A 14,774-nucleotide genomic window follows, 5' to 3' on the forward strand; every position below is an offset into this window, starting at 1 on the left:
ATGACCGATCCGAACAACCCGCTGGGCCTCGACGGCTTCGCTTTCTGCGAATTCACCTCGCCCGATCCCGACACCCTCGCGCAGCAGTTCGAGCAATTGGGCTTCGTGCCCACGCACCAATATCCGGCCAAGGCGGTGACGCGCTACAAGCAGGGCCGCATCACCCTGTTGCTGAACCGCGCACCGGTTGGGCAGGCCGCCGACTTCCGTGCCGCGCACGGTCCGTCGGCGAGCGGCATGGCCTTTTATGTCGCCGATCCGAAAACCGCCTATGACCATGCGATCGCCGAGGGCGCGACCGCGGTCGATGCCGCCGCCGGCACGCTCGGCGACGGCAGCTTTGCCATCGAGGGGATCGGCGGTTCCTACCTCTATCTCGTGAAGGCGGGCGACGATCTCTTTGCAGACTGGACCGAGATTCCCGGCTGGCAGGAAGCGGAAGCGGCGAACAATGTCGGGCTCGACCTGCTCGACCATCTCACCCACAATGTCCGGCGCGGCGAGATGCGCACCTGGTCAAGCTTCTATGGCCGGCTCTTCGGGTTCGAGGAGCAGAAATATTTCGACATCAAGGGCCAGGCCACCGGCCTGTTCAGCCAGGCGATGATCGCGCCCGACAAGGCGATCCGCATCCCCTTGAACGAGAGCCAGGACGACAAGAGCCAGATCGAGGAATTCATCCGCGAATATAATGGCGAAGGCATCCAGCATCTCGCGCTGACCACGCCGGACATCTTCGACACGGTCGAGAAGCTGCGCGCGCGCGGCGTCCGTCTGCAGGATACGATCGAGACCTATTACGAGCTGGTCGACAAGCGCGTGCCTGGCCATGGCGAGGATCTCGAGCGCCTCCGCCGGAACCGCATTCTGATCGACGGCAATGTCGGCGACGAGGGTATCCTGCTCCAGATCTTTACCGAGAACATCGTGGGTCCGATCTTCTTCGAGATCATCCAGCGCAAGGGCAACGAAGGCTTCGGCAACGGCAATTTCCAGGCGTTGTTCGAATCGATCGAGCTCGACCAGATCCGGCGCGGAGTCATCACCGTCGACGCCTGACATCGAACTGGCGCCGCCCGTCCGTCCGCACGGCTATCGACAAAGAGGAAAAAATGAACGTCCAGACCGCGATCGCGAGCGCCGACGCCGGCTACGTCCCGGGTTTCGGCAACCATGTCGCGACCGAAGCCGTCGTCGGTGCGCTGCCGATCGGCCGCAACTCGCCACAGCAGGTGCCGTTCGGGCTGTATGCCGAGCAACTCTCGGGCAGCGCGTTCACCGCGCCGCGCCAGGAGAACCGGCGCTCGTGGCTCTACCGGATGCGCCCCGCCGCCAGCCACGACGCGTTCGTGCCCTATGCCGGCGCGCCGCATCTGCGCTCGGCGCCGTTCGCCGAAATGCCGCCATCGCCGAACCGGCTGCGCTGGGATGCGCCGGCGATCGACGCAGGCAGCGACTTTGTCGACGGCCTGACAACCTATGGCGGCAACGGCGATGTCGGTGCCGGTGCGGGCATCGCCATCCACCTCTACGCCGCCAGCCGCGACATGAAGGATCGGGCCTTCTTCTCGGCCGATGGCGAACTGCTGATCGTACCCCAACAGGGTCGACTTGAAATCACCACCGAACTGGGACGGATCGACCTCGCGCCGCTCCAGATCGCGGTGATCCCGCGCGGCGTCCGGTTTAAGGTGGTGCTTCCTGACCGCGCCGCGCGGGGCTATGTTTGCGAGAATTACGGCAGTCCGTTCCGCCTGCCCGATTTGGGGCCGATCGGCGCGAACGGCCTCGCCAACCCGCGCGATTTCGAGACACCCGCCGCCTGGTTCGAGGATCGCGAGGCGCCGTTCGAGCTGATCCAGAAATTCCAGGGCGGACTCTGGTCGACCCGGCTCGGCCATTCGCCGTTCGATGTCGTCGCCTGGCACGGCAACCTCGCGCCGTATCGCTACGACCTCACCTGCTTCAACACGATCAACACGGTGAGTTTCGACCATCCCGACCCGTCGATCTTCACCGTGCTGACATCCCCCAGCGAGATCGCTGGTACCGCCAATTGCGATTTCGTGATCTTCCCGCCCCGCTGGATGGTCGCCGAGGACACGTTCCGCCCGCCCTGGTTCCATCGCAACGTGATGAGCGAGTTCATGGGGCTGATCGAGGGCGCCTATGACGCCAAGGAGGGCGGTTTCGTCCCAGGCGGTGCGTCGCTCCACAACCAGATGAACGGCCACGGCCCCGATGCGGCAAGCTATGCCAAGGCGGTCGCGGCGGAGCTCAAGCCCCACAGGATCGACGGGACCGTGGCGTTCATGTTCGAGAGCCGTCACGTCATCCGCCCGACCCGCTGGGCGATGGAGAGCCCCGCGCTGCAATCCGATTATGACGATTGCTGGGCCGATTTCCCCAAGGCGACGCTCCCGCGATGACGGTTGCGATCGACGAGACGCACGATCCGGCACGCACCAGCTGGGTCGCGAGCGCGCAAGGCCATCCCGATTTCCCGATCCAGAACCTGCCGCTGGGCGTGTTCTCGAACGGCAACGGCGCACCGCGCGGCGGCATCGCGATCGGCGACTTCATCCTCGACCTCGCCGCACTGGCGCGAAGCGGGCTTCTCGATGGCGCCGCGCTCCAGGCGGCAGAGGCTGCCTCGGGCGATACGCTCAATCCGCTGCTGGCGCTCGGCACCGCGCCGCGCCGCGCGCTGCGGCGTTCGGTATCGGCGTTGCTCGCCCGCGATCGCCCCCATCGCGATGCGGTCGCGCCGATGCTGCATCCGGCGCACACCTGCGCGCTGCACCTGCCCGCACGGGTCGGCGACTATACCGACTTCTATGTCGGCATTCATCACGCCACCAATGTCGGGCTGCTGTTCAGGCCCGACAATCCGCTCCTGCCCAATTACAAGCATGTGCCGATCGGCTATCACGGACGGGCATCCTCGGTGCGCGTGTCGGGGACACCGGTCCTCCGCCCGCACGGCCAGCTCAAGGCGCCGGATGCCGTCGCCCCCACGCTGGCGGCCACGCGCCGGCTCGATTACGAACTCGAACTCGGCGTCTGGATCGGAACCGGCAACCTGCCCGGCTCGGCGATCCCGATCGAGGAGGCGGGCGAGTATGTCGCGGGCCTGAGCCTGCTCAACGACTGGTCGGCGCGCGACGTCCAGGCCTGGGAATATCAGCCGCTGGGTCCGTTCCTCGCCAAGAATTTCCTGACCACGGTGTCGCCCTGGATCGTGACCGCCGAGGCGCTGGCGCCCTTCCGGATCGCCCAGCCGCCACGGCCCGAAGGTGACCCCGCGCCTCTTCCCTATCTGCTCGACGCCGGCGATCAGGCACAGGGCGCGCTCGCCATCACGCTCGAAGTCACGATCAGCTCCGAACGGATGCGCGCCGAAGGGCGTGCCCCGCTCCGGTTGAGCCGGGGTCCGGCATCGAACATGTATTGGACGATCGCCCAGATGGTCGCCCATCACAGCGTCAACGGCTGCGACCTGAATCCCGGCGACCTGCTGGGTACGGGCACCATCTCCGGGCCGACCCGCGACACCTTTGGCAGCTTGCTCGAGCTGTCGCGCGGCGGCGTCGAGCCGGTGACGTTGCCGACCGGCGAGACGCGCGCGTTTCTCGAGGATGGCGACCTGCTGTCGATGTCCGGCCGGATGGAAACGGAAGGCCTGGTCAGCATCGGCTTCGGCCCCTGTACCGGCACTGTCGAACCGGCGCGGAAAAGCTGATGCGGCTGCACGACTATTGGCGCTCGGGCGCTTCCTATCGGGTCCGGATCGCGCTCAATCTGAAGAATCTGCACTACGAACAGGTGGCGCACGATCTACGCACCGGGGCGCAAGCCGATCCCGCCTATGCGGTGATCAACCCGCAAAGGCTCGTGCCCGCGCTCGAGATGGAAGGCCAGGTGCTGACGCAGAGCCTGGCTATCGTCGAATGGCTCGAGGAACGACATCCGGCACCGGCATTGCTGCCCACCGATCCGGACTCCCGCGCGATCGTCCGGGCGATGGCGGGGGTGATCGCCAGCGATATTCATCCGCTCAACAACCTGCGCGTTCTCGTCGCGCTGCGCCGGGACCTCGACGCCGGCGAAACCCGGATATCGGCATGGATCGCCCGCTGGATCGGCGAAGGCTTCGCCGCACTCGAGACGATGATCGTCCGGCACGGCGGCGCCCATGCCTTTGGCGACGCGCCCGGCCTAGTCGATTGCTGTCTCGTGCCGCAGCTCTACTCGGCCGAGCGGTTCGCGATGCCGTTGGATGCTTTTCCGCGCGTCGTCGCGGCGGGCGCGGCTGCGCGCGGGCTACCTGCCGTCGCCGCCGCGCATCCCGATCGCCAACCGGATGCCGACGCGCGATGAGCGAGCCCGCCCGCCTCTCCTCCATCCCCGCCGGCGTCGCGCTGGGGCCGGTGACGCTGGTCGCCGATGGTTGCGCGCGCAACTTTGTGATCCAGACGAAAGCGGGCCGATTCCACGGGTTCGTCGTGCGCCGCGGCGAGCACGTCCACGGCTACGTCGATCGCTGTCCGCACGCCGGTTTGCCGCTGGCGCAGCATCTCGACGAATATCTTACCCAGGATGCCCGTTTCATCGCCTGCAGCTGGCACGGAGCGCTGTTCGATCCCACCAGCGGCGTCTGCGTAGGAGGGCCGTGCGTCGGTCTGCGCCTGACGCCTTGGCCCGTTGCCATCATCGACCGAGAAATCCGGACGATCGAGAAAGAGGATTTGCCATGCACCTGATCATCACTGGCGCCGATGGCGCACTGGGCAGCGCGGTCGTTGCTCGCCACGTCGAAGCGGGCGACCGCGTCGCGGCGCTCCACGGCGCAGCGCCCGCGGACCCGTCAAGCGGGCGCTTTGCGGCGGGCGACCTTGCCGATGAAGCAAATGCTCGGGACGTTATGGCGCAGGCGGCGCGGTGGTTGGGCACGGTCGATGCGCTGATCCACCTTGTCGGCGGGTTTCAATGGGCCACGACCGCCACGACGACGCTTGCCGACTGGCGCGCGATGTTCGATGCCAATATCGCGACAGCCGTCGCCAGCGTGAATGCGGCGTTACCATATTTCTCTGACGGTGGCGCCATCGTACTAATTGGCGCCGTCTCCGCGCAGCCGGCCAAGGCGGGCTTTGGTCCGTACGGCGCCGCCAAAGCAGGCGTGGCGCGCCTTACCGAAGCACTGGCGGCCGAACTGGCCCCGCGCGGCATCCGGGTCAATGCGGCGCTGCCCTCCATCATCGACACGCCCCGCAATCGCGCCGACATGCCTGATGTCGACCCGGCAAGCTGGACCACGCCGGCCGCTGTTGCCGACACGATCGCCTTTCTGGCCTCGCCTGCCGCGCGAGGGGTGACCGGCGCATTGCTGCCCGTCACCAACCCTGCCTGAGGATAAAGATAATGCAATTACGCTCCCGAGTTACGCCGGCGGAAATTGCCGCCCTGGCGGCGTGGACTGTCGATCCCGTCCGGCAAGCGCTCCACCGCCGCCTCCAGTTCGCGACCTTTGGCGAGGCGCTGGGGGCGATGGTCCGGATCGGCGTCGAGGCGGACAAGGAGGACCATCATCCCGAATGGTCGAATGTCTTCGGTACAATCGACATCTGGCTGACGACGCACGATGCCGGCGGGATCTCCGCACGTGATCTGGCGCTGGCACGCACGATCGATCTCATGTTTCCGCCCAAGACCGTCACCGCGGTGTGAAATTGCTGCTGAAGGAGATCGCGGCCTGGATAAGTGGCAGGCCGCTAGGGCCGGCGCAGATGATCGGCCAGGACGACATGGTCGTCACCTCGCCGACCCCCGGCAATGCGCGCACCGCATCGGCGATGCAGCCCAGATCGGCGGCATCGACTGCGCTGACCTGCACCAGCAGGTCGGGGTCGCCGGCCAGCGCCTGGATGCTGCGCACCTCCGGAAACCTTTTCAAAGGGGCGACCGAACGTGCGCAATTCCCGCCCGCGCCATGGCGGATCGCTGAACTCCTTGAGCGTCGTATCCTTGCGCGCATTTTCGAGTTGCTGGCGCACGCTCAGGTCACGCCAATGCCAGAGCATCAAGCCGATCGGCAGGCCAAAGATTAGGAGCAACGCTTGGAAGAGGTCCCGCCACTCGGGGCCCTCGCCATGTTTCGGAGTGAAAAAGCGCCAGACCAGATGGCCTTGATCAAAAGCCAGATAGAATGGCAACGAATACCGCGCAGCAGACCGCCACGCTCATCAACTTGATGGGGCGTCCAGCCCGGCCACCACCGGGTGCCAAGGCACGTGCCAAAGCAGGTATCGTCCATACCGAGCGCGTGCCATCCGCATCGGACCGGCTCGTGAACCGAACGTGAGCGGCGATCACTTGCCACCCTCGGCGTCGGGCACGAAGCATTGCATGAAATGCTGGGAGACGACCGAATTGATTGCCGTTTTTCGCGTCAGCAGGACGGCGTGAAGACTGGGTAGCGTTTCGCGCACGGGAACGGCGGTCAGGCCGAACCGCTCGAACTCCACATCTGCGAGCGGCTTGGAGAAGAAGCCGACGACGTCCATCTCGGCGAACAGATTCAATGCTGCCGCGATTGAATCGCAGTGGGTGAGGCATTTGGGCTGTGGAAGACCGTTTGCGACGAAGACCTGTTGAAACAGCGTGCCGGGGATGCTGTCGCTTGAGGGCGGAAGCAGCCAGTCCGCATCGACGAGATCGGCGACCGATCGAACCGCCGCAAGCGGGTGCGACGCGCGCACTCCAATGACATAGGGCATGGCCGATAGGAATTGCCGGGAAATGTCATCAGGGCACTGAAAGCTCGGCAGTACGTGCATCAGCGCAAAATCGACGGACCCTTCCCGCAATGCCGTCAGCGCGTGGGCGTAGGTCGCGTCGCGCAGGTTGACATCGACATAGGGCAGCGTGGCGCGAAACCGCTGAAAGGCTCGGGGCAGCAGGGCGCATGCCGTCGCGGTCGACACGGCGACGGCCACCGATCCGGTCTTCCCCAAGGCCAGATGCTTCATCTCGTCGTCGAGCCGATTCAGGTCGGACAACAGCGCCCGGCCACGCGTCAGCAAAAGCTCGCCGAATTCGGTCAGCTCGATGCCGCGCACCGCCCGGCTCATCAGCGGCACGCCGAAATGTTCTTCTAGATGGCGGATCGTGGTCGACACGGCCGGTTGCGAAATTCCGATCCGCCGGGCGCCCGAATGGATACTGCCCTCTTCTGCCACCGCAAGATAGATCTTGAGTTGATTGACCTTCATGGCGTCGCTCCAGGGTCGCGGGGGATACAAGAATCCTATCGCATGTAATCAAGAATTATTATTTTCTAATCATTGATATTCGTCAATCCTCTACCCGTGAACGAACGGCGCGAGTCGGACCGGGATGCGACACCGACAAGAAGAGCAATGATCAGAGGGGAAATCCGTTGAAGCAGCCGAACAACAAGCACTTTGGCGTCCAGTCATCGCTCATTGCATTGGCATGCACGTCGCTTGCGATGCCGGCCCTTGCGCAGGCGCAGGCTGAAACGGCGCAAGTGCCCCCGGCCGCTGCGACCTCCGACGAGGTGGTCGGTGACGGCGATATCGTCGTCACGGCCCTGCGCCGGGACACGAGCCTCCAGCGTACCCCGATCACGATCAGCGCAGTGACGGGCGAAAGCCTGGCGCAGGCAGGTGTCACCGATGTGACCGGCATTACGCAGGCGGTGCCCAATCTGGTGTTCGTCGATGGCGGCGCGGATCGCACCCGCGTCGTGATCCGCGGCATTCAATCGGTCGGTGAGCCGACTGTCGGCTTATATTATGACGAGACCGCCGTGACGGGCGTCGTCAGCGCCGGTAACGATGCCGGCCTCTCGACGCCGCGCATTAAGATGTTCGACGTCGATCGGGTCGAAGTGCTTCGCGGTCCTCAAGGCACGCTGTATGGGGCCGGCTCGATGGCCGGTACGGTCCGCGTTCTCTTCAACAAGCCGTCTCAAAAGCTGGAAGGGGCATTCGAGGGCGATGTCGGCTTCATCAAGGGCGGATCGACCCGCCACGACGTAGAAGGGATGATCAACGTCCCGATCATCGGCGACGTGCTTGCCACCCGCCTGGTCCTGTTCGATGCGAACAGCGGCGGTTTCATCCGTAACACCTTCCTCAACCTCGATAATACCGGCGCCGCGCACAGCCAGGGTGGACGCCTGCTCGTTCGACTGACGCCGTCCGATCGGCTGACCATCGACGCATCGGCCATCTACCAAAAGATCGAGGGGGAGTCGCCGCTGTGGTTCCTGGGCGGGCCGGCTTATGAAAACCGCTTCAGGACCCGGCTTTCGCTTGACGATAAAATTCAACTGTACAGCGCAACGGCGCGCTGGGACGCGGGCGGTATCAACATCACGGCAGTCGGATCCTATTCCGATCGCGAGTTGAACAACGTCTCCGGTGACTTGTCCGACCTGCTCACGACGAACATCAACAACGCGGCGGTATGTCAGCGGCTGCGCGGCAATGGGGCGCCTTGCAGCGCGGCAACCCAGGCAACTTTCAACAGCTATGTCCGCAGCAATATCCCGAGCGGGGTGACGCCGCGTCTGAGGACGACCGGTCCGACGTTCGAACTGCGTGTCGGTTCGAGTGGGCGGCGGTTCTTCGAATGGACCGTCGGCGGCTTTTATTCCGATCGCCGTGGGACCGTGAACAACGGTGCGACACTGGCAGACGCTGCGACCGGCGAATTTATCCGGCCGTCCGTATACCTCTACCAGCGGTTCGTGCAGGACACGCTGACGCAAAAAGCGATCTTCGGTGAGGGCAGCCTTCATCTCACCGACAAGCTGACGCTGACCGCCGGTGCTCGCTACTTCAAATTCGATCGGTCGATCAGTGGCGAAACCGTAAAGGGCTTCGATCTCCTGAACATCAACGTCCAGCCCTATGCCAGGACCTCGTCTTCGGACAAGGGCTGGATCACCAAGTTCAACGCGGCTTACCAGGCGTCCGACACGATCCTCTTCTACGCATCGGCCGCTCAGGGCTTTCGGCCGGGCGGGGTGAATCAGGTCTTGGGGCTTCCGGCGGCGCTTGCCCCCTACGCCGCCGACAGCCTGTGGAATTATGAAGTCGGCCTCAAGACCAGTTGGTTCAGCAATCGCCTGAACTTCAATATCGACGCATATCGGATTGACTGGAAGGATATGCAGGTCACGGGGCGCACGCCGACCGGCACCTTCGCATTCATCTCGAATGCGGGTGCGGCACGTTCGCAAGGCATCGAGGCGGAATTGTCCGCGCGCCCGCTGCAGGGCCTGAGCATCCAGGCGAATGCCGCCTTCTCGTCGTCAAAGCTGACCGAGGACCAGATCAATTCGTCGTTGCTCGCAGCTGGTCGGAAGGGTGATCGCATTCCGTACACGCCGAACGTCACGATCGGCGGCTCGGTGAACTATACGCGCTCGTTGACCGATGCACTCAATCTCACCGCGCATGTCGATTTCAACCATGTCGGGCAGTCCTATTCCGAGTTCAGCCCAACCAGTGTGTTTCGCCGCAACCTTCCGGCCTACACGCTGACCAATCTGCGCATCGGTCTCGACAACGAAACCGCGCGCTGGGGTATCTACGCTTATATGAACAACGTCTTCGACACGGTCGCAGTCACCTACACCACCCAGACCGCATCGACGGGCGGGAATGCCTATACGTCCAGCGCCGCGCCGCGCACCGTCGGGCTTGGCGTCCGTGGCCGCTTCTGATTCGACCGGGGCCGGGGAAGCGGCCTCGGATCCAGGTTGGTTCGACGGCGTGATCCGAATCCGATTGCTGTGAGAGGAAGACCCATGACCTACAAGCTTGTCGTTGCCGCCGCCATTCTGGCCATGGGTGTCCCCGCGCACGCGAAGCAAAGCAACGGCACCGGCACATTTGAGGAAACCGGCGCCTACTGGAGCAACGGCGAGCTTCCAAAGAGTTTCAAGCTCAGGATAACGATGACCGTCGAAGGTGACACCCTCCGCTATCACGGCGAGAATACGACCGATCCAGCGAAGCCGATTGTGTCGGACTGGTCCGGCAAGGCGGACGGCAAGGTCTATCCGTTCAACGGCGGCTATTTCGATCAGATGGCGATCCACAAGGTTTATGAGGATCAGTATCTTGTCGAGAAATATCGCGGCGGTGAGCTGGTCATCGGGGAGTTCTGGCGCTTTGTGCCAAAGACGGATCAGTGGATCCGGCACGGTGTGGTCGCGAAGTCGATCCTTCCGAACGGTACCAAGACCTACATTGAATATTTCAAGCGGGCGGGACGCAAGTGATGCGAATGCTGGCTGCCCTGCTGCCCTTGGCGCTGATCTCAAGTCCGATGGCCGCTTCGCCGCAGCGCATGAGCGGCGCGTTTTCCGAGCGGCAGGTATACTTCAACGACGGCGCCCCGCCAACGCTCAAGATCGATATGGAGATCAAGGTCGACAAGGACACGCTGACGTATCGCGGCGTGAACACCATGGATCCCGCCAACCCGATCATTACGGAATTCTCCGGAAAATTCGATGGCAAGGTCCGACCCTATGTCGGCCGACATTTCGATCATCTGGCGATCCACAAGCTTCATCACGACGAATTCCTGGTCGAGAAATATCAGGATGGTCAGGTCGTGATCGGAGAATTCTGGCGTTACGCGGCGGATACCGACGAATGGATCCGGCATGGTGTCGTCGCCAAGATGCCGGGCGGCAAGACCCGGACTTATGTCGAATATTATCGCCGCCAAAAGTGATTGTCCGCCGGCCGGGCGCTTCAATAATGCAATCGAGGAGACGAGAATGCCGCGCGCATTGATGAGCCTGGTCATGGGTGTCGCAGTGGCGGCACCGGGTGTGGCCCAGGCGTCGGACCCTGCCGCGCAGCGCGCGCGCATCGATGCGACGGTCGCCGCAGAATATCCGGCGCTAGAAGCGACGTACAAGGATTTGCATCGCAATCCGGAGCTGGCATTCGCGGAAACGCGCACCGCCGCGATCCTGGCGAAGCAGATGCGTGCGCTCGGCTTCGAAGTTACGGAAAAGGTCGGCAAGACTGGGGTCGTCGCGGTTCTGCGCAACGGCGCCGGACCGACTGTTATGGTGCGTACCGACATGGATGCGCTGCCGATGCAGGAGAAGACCGGCCTGTCCTACGCAAGTAAGGTTCAGACACAGATCGACGGTAAGCCGGTCTTCGTCGCCCACAGCTGCGGACATGACGTGCACATGGCGTGGTGGCTGGGCGCGGCGGAGGCCCTGGCTTCCATGAAGTCGGAGTGGCGCGGGACGCTGGTATTCGTGGCTCAGCCGGCAGAGGAAACAGGCAAGGGGGCCGCTGCCATGATCACGGACGGTCTGTTCACTCGCTTTCCCAGGCCGGATTACGGCTTCGCGGCGCATATTGGCAATCGAACCGCCGGCACGGTGCTGATCAAGGACGGACCGCATTCTTCGGCGGCCGATCTTTTCCGTGTGACGTTCATCGGCAAGGGAGGCCATGGCGCAAGACCGCACCTCGCGATCGACCCCATCGTAATGGGAGCGCATTTCGTCTCTGACATCCAGGCTGTCGTCAGCCGCGAGAAAGATCCCAACGTTGCTGGCGTTTTGACCGTCGGCAGCTTCATCTCCGGATCGGCCGGAAACATCATTCCGGACCAGGCCGTACTCGAACTGACCACACGCACATTCTCAGCAGACGCTCGCAGGATCATGGCGACCGGCGTGCAACGCACCGCGAAAGCGGCAGCGGACATGGCCGGGGCCGGCGCGCCAAAGGTGGAGCTGATCGCTGGGACACCCGCTTTGTTCAACAATCCGGAACTGACGCCGCGGGCCGCGACGGTGCTGAAGGCCGCATTCGGTGATAACCGCATCAACTACATCGCGCCTGCCGAACCCGGCAGCCCCACGAGCGAGGACTATGCGGAGTTCGCGGCCGCGGGTGTCCCGTCGGTCTATTTCAACATCGGCGGCGGCGATCCCGAGGCGAACGCCAGGGCAAAGGCCGGGGGGCCGCCCTTACCCGCCAATCACTCGCCCGAGTTCACGGTGCTGCCAGAGCCGGCGATCAAGACCGGCGCCGCGGTCCTGTCACTCGCCGTTCTGATGGTCGCCGGACGCGACGTCCCGCAGGTGGCGGCCGATGGCAAGTAACGCGGCCAGTATCGTCTTTGCCGATCAGGCCTCGGTTTATCGGCGCGGTGAACGGGCGAAGCTCGTCGCGGGCGTGACGATCGGCAATGCGCTCGAATTCTTCGACATCACGGTCTACAGCTTCGTCGCGGTCACGATCGGCAAGGTATTTTTCCCCAATCTTGGCGCTTACGAGCAACTGCTGCTTTCGGTTGCCACCTTCGGCGTCGGTTTCGTGACCCGCCCGCTGGGTGGATTGGTGCTTGGCGCATATGCCGATCGAGCAGGGCGCAAGGCGGCGATGACCTTGACCCTCGCGTTAATGGCGTTGGGCTCGGCTATGATCGGGCTTGCGCCAACCTATGAGCAGATCGGTATCCTGGCCCCGCTCTTGGTCGTGTTCGCACGGCTGTTGCAAGGGTTTTCGGCCGGGGGCGAGGTGGGCGCATCGACCGCGTTGCTGGTCGAGCTGTCCGGCCCCAGAACCCGCAGCTTCTACACTAGCTGGCAGCTGGCTAGCCAAGGCCTCGGCGTGGCATTCGGCGCGCTTGTCGCGACCGCGACGTCGAGCCTGCTTGATCCGGCCGCGTTCATCAGCTGGGGGTGGCGAGTACCGTTCCTGATCGGTACGCTCATCCTGCCGATCGGGCTTTATATCCGGCGGACGCTCAAAGAGCCTGCTACGCCGGCGGTAAACAGCGGCGACGCGGCGGCGCATCCATTCCGCAGCCTATTCACTTCGCACAAGCGCGATCTCGCGCTGGCGGTCATGTTGACCATCGGCGGGACTGTCAGTGCGTACATGATCACATTTTACCTGCCCACCTACGGCATTGCGGAACTGAAACTGCCGATGGCTTCGGCGCTCCAGGCCGGCATCCTTGGTGGCGTCATGACGTTCCTCGTCGCACCGCTAGGGGGTATCGCCGCGGACAGGCTTTCGCCCAAGAAGATCGCGATCACCGTGCGCTCCATTCTCGCGCTGCTGATGGTCCCCGCGTTTCTGTTGATCAACGCCGTGCCGACCCCGCTCATGCTGATGGTCACAGTGGGTGTGCTGGCCAGCCTGCAGGCGCTGGGATCAGGCGCGACTATGGCGATCATTCCGTCGCTATTGCCGCGGCACTTGCGAGCGAGTGGGCTCGGCACCGTCTATGCGATCGGCGTGGCTATCTTCGGCGGCTTCGCACAATTCGCCGCGACGTGGCTTGTTCACAATACCGGGTCGAAGATCAGTCCGGCCTGGTACGTCATCGCCTGCATTGTGATTTCACTTATAGCGCTGTGGGCGATCGAAGATCGCACTTCCGGCGAAATCGATTAAGAAGGTTCAGTCGGTGCTGCTCGAAAATATGTTTCCTGAGAGCTATCAGGAAAGTCGCGAGACTTTCGCTCGGAAGATCGCCGCACTGAATGGGCGACTTGACAGCTTCGTCCTGCCGAATGCCGTCGGTGCTGCAGGCGAACCGTTGGCGATGGATGTCGCACGCCTAGGTGCGGCGGGCGGCGCTAAAGTGCTGCTGATAACCACGGCGACGCATGGGGTTGAGGGCTTCTGCGGCGCCGGATGCCTCAACCTGCTTCTAGACGACGAGCATCTTCGCGGACAGGCTGCAAGGGCCGGCATCGATCTGTTGCTAGTGCATGGGGTTAACCCTTACGGCTTTTCCCACCTTCGCCGTGTGAATGAGGACAATATCGATCTCAACCGGAACTGGGTCGATTTCGCGGCCGGCGTCCCTGAAAACCGGGTGTATGAGGACCTGGATCCCTATCTGGTTCCTGAAGCTTGGCCGCCCACGCCGGCGGCCGACGCAAGGCTCGATCGGATTATAGACCAGATGGGCTTTGAGCAATTCCGGCGCGCGATCGCGGCAGGGCAGTATAGCAGCGACAGCGGCCTCTACTTCGGAGGGCGGCGAAAAAGCTGGAGTCTTGAGACACTCTCGGCGGCGCTCCAACATCATCTGGTCGAGCAATCGTGTGTGGGCTGGATTGACATACATTCTGGACTAGGCCCTCCCGGCCATGGCGAGAAGATGTACGTTGGCCGCGCCGATCCTGAAGAAGAAGCGCGAGCCCGGAGATGGTGGGGCCAGGACGTTTCGAGCCTCCACGGCAACGATGCAGCATCGGGACGTGTCTCAGGGTCACTCGCCCAACTGATCTATGACCTCGCTATCCCGCTGCAATCTACCTCGATCGCGTTAGAATACGGGACGATCGGCTCCCGCGGCGTGCGGCACGCGTTGCGCGGTGATCAATGGTTGTACCGCAATCCGTCGGCTCCGCCCGCACAAGCCTATGCGATAAAGAAGGCGATCAAGGACGCGTTCTTCTGCAACGATGCCGTTTGGAAGGGGATGGTTCTGGCGCAGTTTCGCGCGACAGCCCTTCAGGCGATCAACGGCATGGCCACGGAAGAGTTTTCCGATGTGAGCCTTGCGGGTTTTCGATGAGAGAAACGGACCTGCTATCGGACCTCCCTGCACTGATAGCTGCCCACCCCAGACGGCTAGGTTGAAGGTGTTCTGACGGTGACAGCTTTCGCGCCCACGCGACCAGAAGCCGCCGGTCGGCCAACGGCCCAGGAGCCGCTAGGCTGGTTCCG

The 14,774-nt window shown here is 63.5% G+C and carries 16 protein-coding genes; 14 read left to right on the top strand and 2 right to left on the bottom strand.

Features of this window, described 5'->3' with window-relative positions:
* Genes hppD through OK349_RS04275 form a run of 7 tightly spaced genes read left to right on the top strand, consistent with a single transcriptional unit; the run spans position 1 to position 5,730 of the window.
* The gene (gene hppD / locus OK349_RS04245) at positions 1–1,059 is read left to right on the top strand and encodes a 4-hydroxyphenylpyruvate dioxygenase (protein ID WP_265116573.1); all 1,059 of its coding nucleotides are present in this window, start codon (positions 1–3) and stop codon (positions 1,057–1,059) included.
* A gap of 53 nt (positions 1,060–1,112) precedes the next feature.
* Entirely contained in the window at positions 1,113–2,429 is a 1,317-nt protein-coding gene (gene hmgA, locus OK349_RS04250) for a homogentisate 1,2-dioxygenase (protein ID WP_265116574.1), read from the top strand.
* The gene (fahA, locus tag OK349_RS04255; protein WP_265116575.1) at positions 2,426–3,742 is read left to right on the top strand and encodes a fumarylacetoacetase; all 1,317 of its coding nucleotides are present in this window, start codon (positions 2,426–2,428) and stop codon (positions 3,740–3,742) included. The genes hmgA and fahA overlap by 4 nt, the downstream gene beginning before the upstream one ends.
* Entirely contained in the window at positions 3,742–4,380 is a 639-nt protein-coding gene (gene maiA, locus OK349_RS04260; protein WP_265116576.1) for a maleylacetoacetate isomerase, read from the top strand. The genes fahA and maiA overlap by 1 nt, the downstream gene beginning before the upstream one ends.
* Positions 4,377–4,763 carry a Rieske (2Fe-2S) protein gene (locus OK349_RS04265; RefSeq protein WP_265116577.1) on the top strand — a complete coding sequence of 129 codons (387 nt, stop codon included), beginning with the start codon at positions 4,377–4,379 and terminating at the stop codon, positions 4,761–4,763. Before maiA ends, OK349_RS04265 begins: the two co-directional genes overlap by 4 nt.
* Positions 4,754–5,413, top strand: coding sequence for an SDR family oxidoreductase (locus tag OK349_RS04270; RefSeq protein WP_265116578.1), 660 nt, complete (start codon positions 4,754–4,756; stop codon positions 5,411–5,413). The genes OK349_RS04265 and OK349_RS04270 overlap by 10 nt, the downstream gene beginning before the upstream one ends.
* A gap of 11 nt (positions 5,414–5,424) precedes the next feature.
* Entirely contained in the window at positions 5,425–5,730 is a 306-nt protein-coding gene (locus OK349_RS04275; protein ID WP_265116579.1) for a 4a-hydroxytetrahydrobiopterin dehydratase, read from the top strand.
* On the opposite strand, the gene OK349_RS04280 is transcribed toward OK349_RS04275, so the two are convergent.
* A complete protein-coding gene (locus tag OK349_RS04280) occupies positions 5,717–5,938 on the bottom strand; it encodes an Lrp/AsnC ligand binding domain-containing protein (protein ID WP_265116580.1) in 222 nt (73 codons plus the stop codon). The two genes, OK349_RS04275 and OK349_RS04280, sit on opposite strands and share 14 nt — an antisense overlap.
* Between OK349_RS04280 and OK349_RS04285 the strand changes: the two genes are divergently transcribed.
* Positions 5,928–6,110 (top strand): hypothetical protein, encoded by a 183-nt coding sequence (locus OK349_RS04285; RefSeq protein WP_265116581.1) that lies wholly within the window; start codon positions 5,928–5,930, stop codon positions 6,108–6,110. The two genes, OK349_RS04280 and OK349_RS04285, sit on opposite strands and share 11 nt — an antisense overlap.
* Before the next feature lie 261 nt (positions 6,111–6,371).
* On the opposite strand, the gene OK349_RS04290 is transcribed toward OK349_RS04285, so the two are convergent.
* The gene (locus OK349_RS04290) at positions 6,372–7,274 is read right to left on the bottom strand and encodes a LysR family transcriptional regulator (RefSeq protein WP_265116582.1); all 903 of its coding nucleotides are present in this window, start codon (positions 7,272–7,274) and stop codon (positions 6,372–6,374) included.
* Positions 7,275–7,441: 167 nt separating this feature from the next.
* Between OK349_RS04290 and OK349_RS04295 the strand changes: the two genes are divergently transcribed.
* From OK349_RS04295 to OK349_RS04320, 6 genes are all read left to right on the top strand, one after another.
* Positions 7,442–9,760 (top strand): TonB-dependent receptor, encoded by a 2,319-nt coding sequence (locus tag OK349_RS04295; RefSeq protein WP_265116583.1) that lies wholly within the window; start codon positions 7,442–7,444, stop codon positions 9,758–9,760.
* A gap of 84 nt (positions 9,761–9,844) precedes the next feature.
* Positions 9,845–10,321, top strand: coding sequence for a hypothetical protein (locus OK349_RS04300; RefSeq protein ID WP_265116584.1), 477 nt, complete (start codon positions 9,845–9,847; stop codon positions 10,319–10,321).
* Positions 10,321–10,782, top strand: coding sequence for a hypothetical protein (locus OK349_RS04305; RefSeq protein WP_265116585.1), 462 nt, complete (start codon positions 10,321–10,323; stop codon positions 10,780–10,782). Before OK349_RS04300 ends, OK349_RS04305 begins: the two co-directional genes overlap by 1 nt.
* A 46-nt stretch (positions 10,783–10,828) precedes the next feature.
* Complete coding sequence (locus tag OK349_RS04310) at positions 10,829–12,184, top strand: amidohydrolase (protein WP_265116586.1); 1,356 nt, start codon at positions 10,829–10,831, stop codon at positions 12,182–12,184.
* Positions 12,174–13,487 carry an MFS transporter gene (locus OK349_RS04315; RefSeq protein ID WP_265116587.1) on the top strand — a complete coding sequence of 438 codons (1,314 nt, stop codon included), beginning with the start codon at positions 12,174–12,176 and terminating at the stop codon, positions 13,485–13,487. Before OK349_RS04310 ends, OK349_RS04315 begins: the two co-directional genes overlap by 11 nt.
* Before the next feature lie 13 nt (positions 13,488–13,500).
* Positions 13,501–14,622, top strand: a complete 1,122-nt coding sequence (locus OK349_RS04320) for a M14 family metallopeptidase (protein WP_265116588.1) — start codon at positions 13,501–13,503, stop codon at positions 14,620–14,622.
* Positions 14,623–14,774 lie beyond the last annotated feature (152 nt).

The sequence above is a fragment of the Sphingomonas sp. BT-65 genome, assembly GCF_026107375.2.
In the GTDB taxonomy this organism is placed as follows: Bacteria; Pseudomonadota; Alphaproteobacteria; order Sphingomonadales; family Sphingomonadaceae; genus Sphingomonas.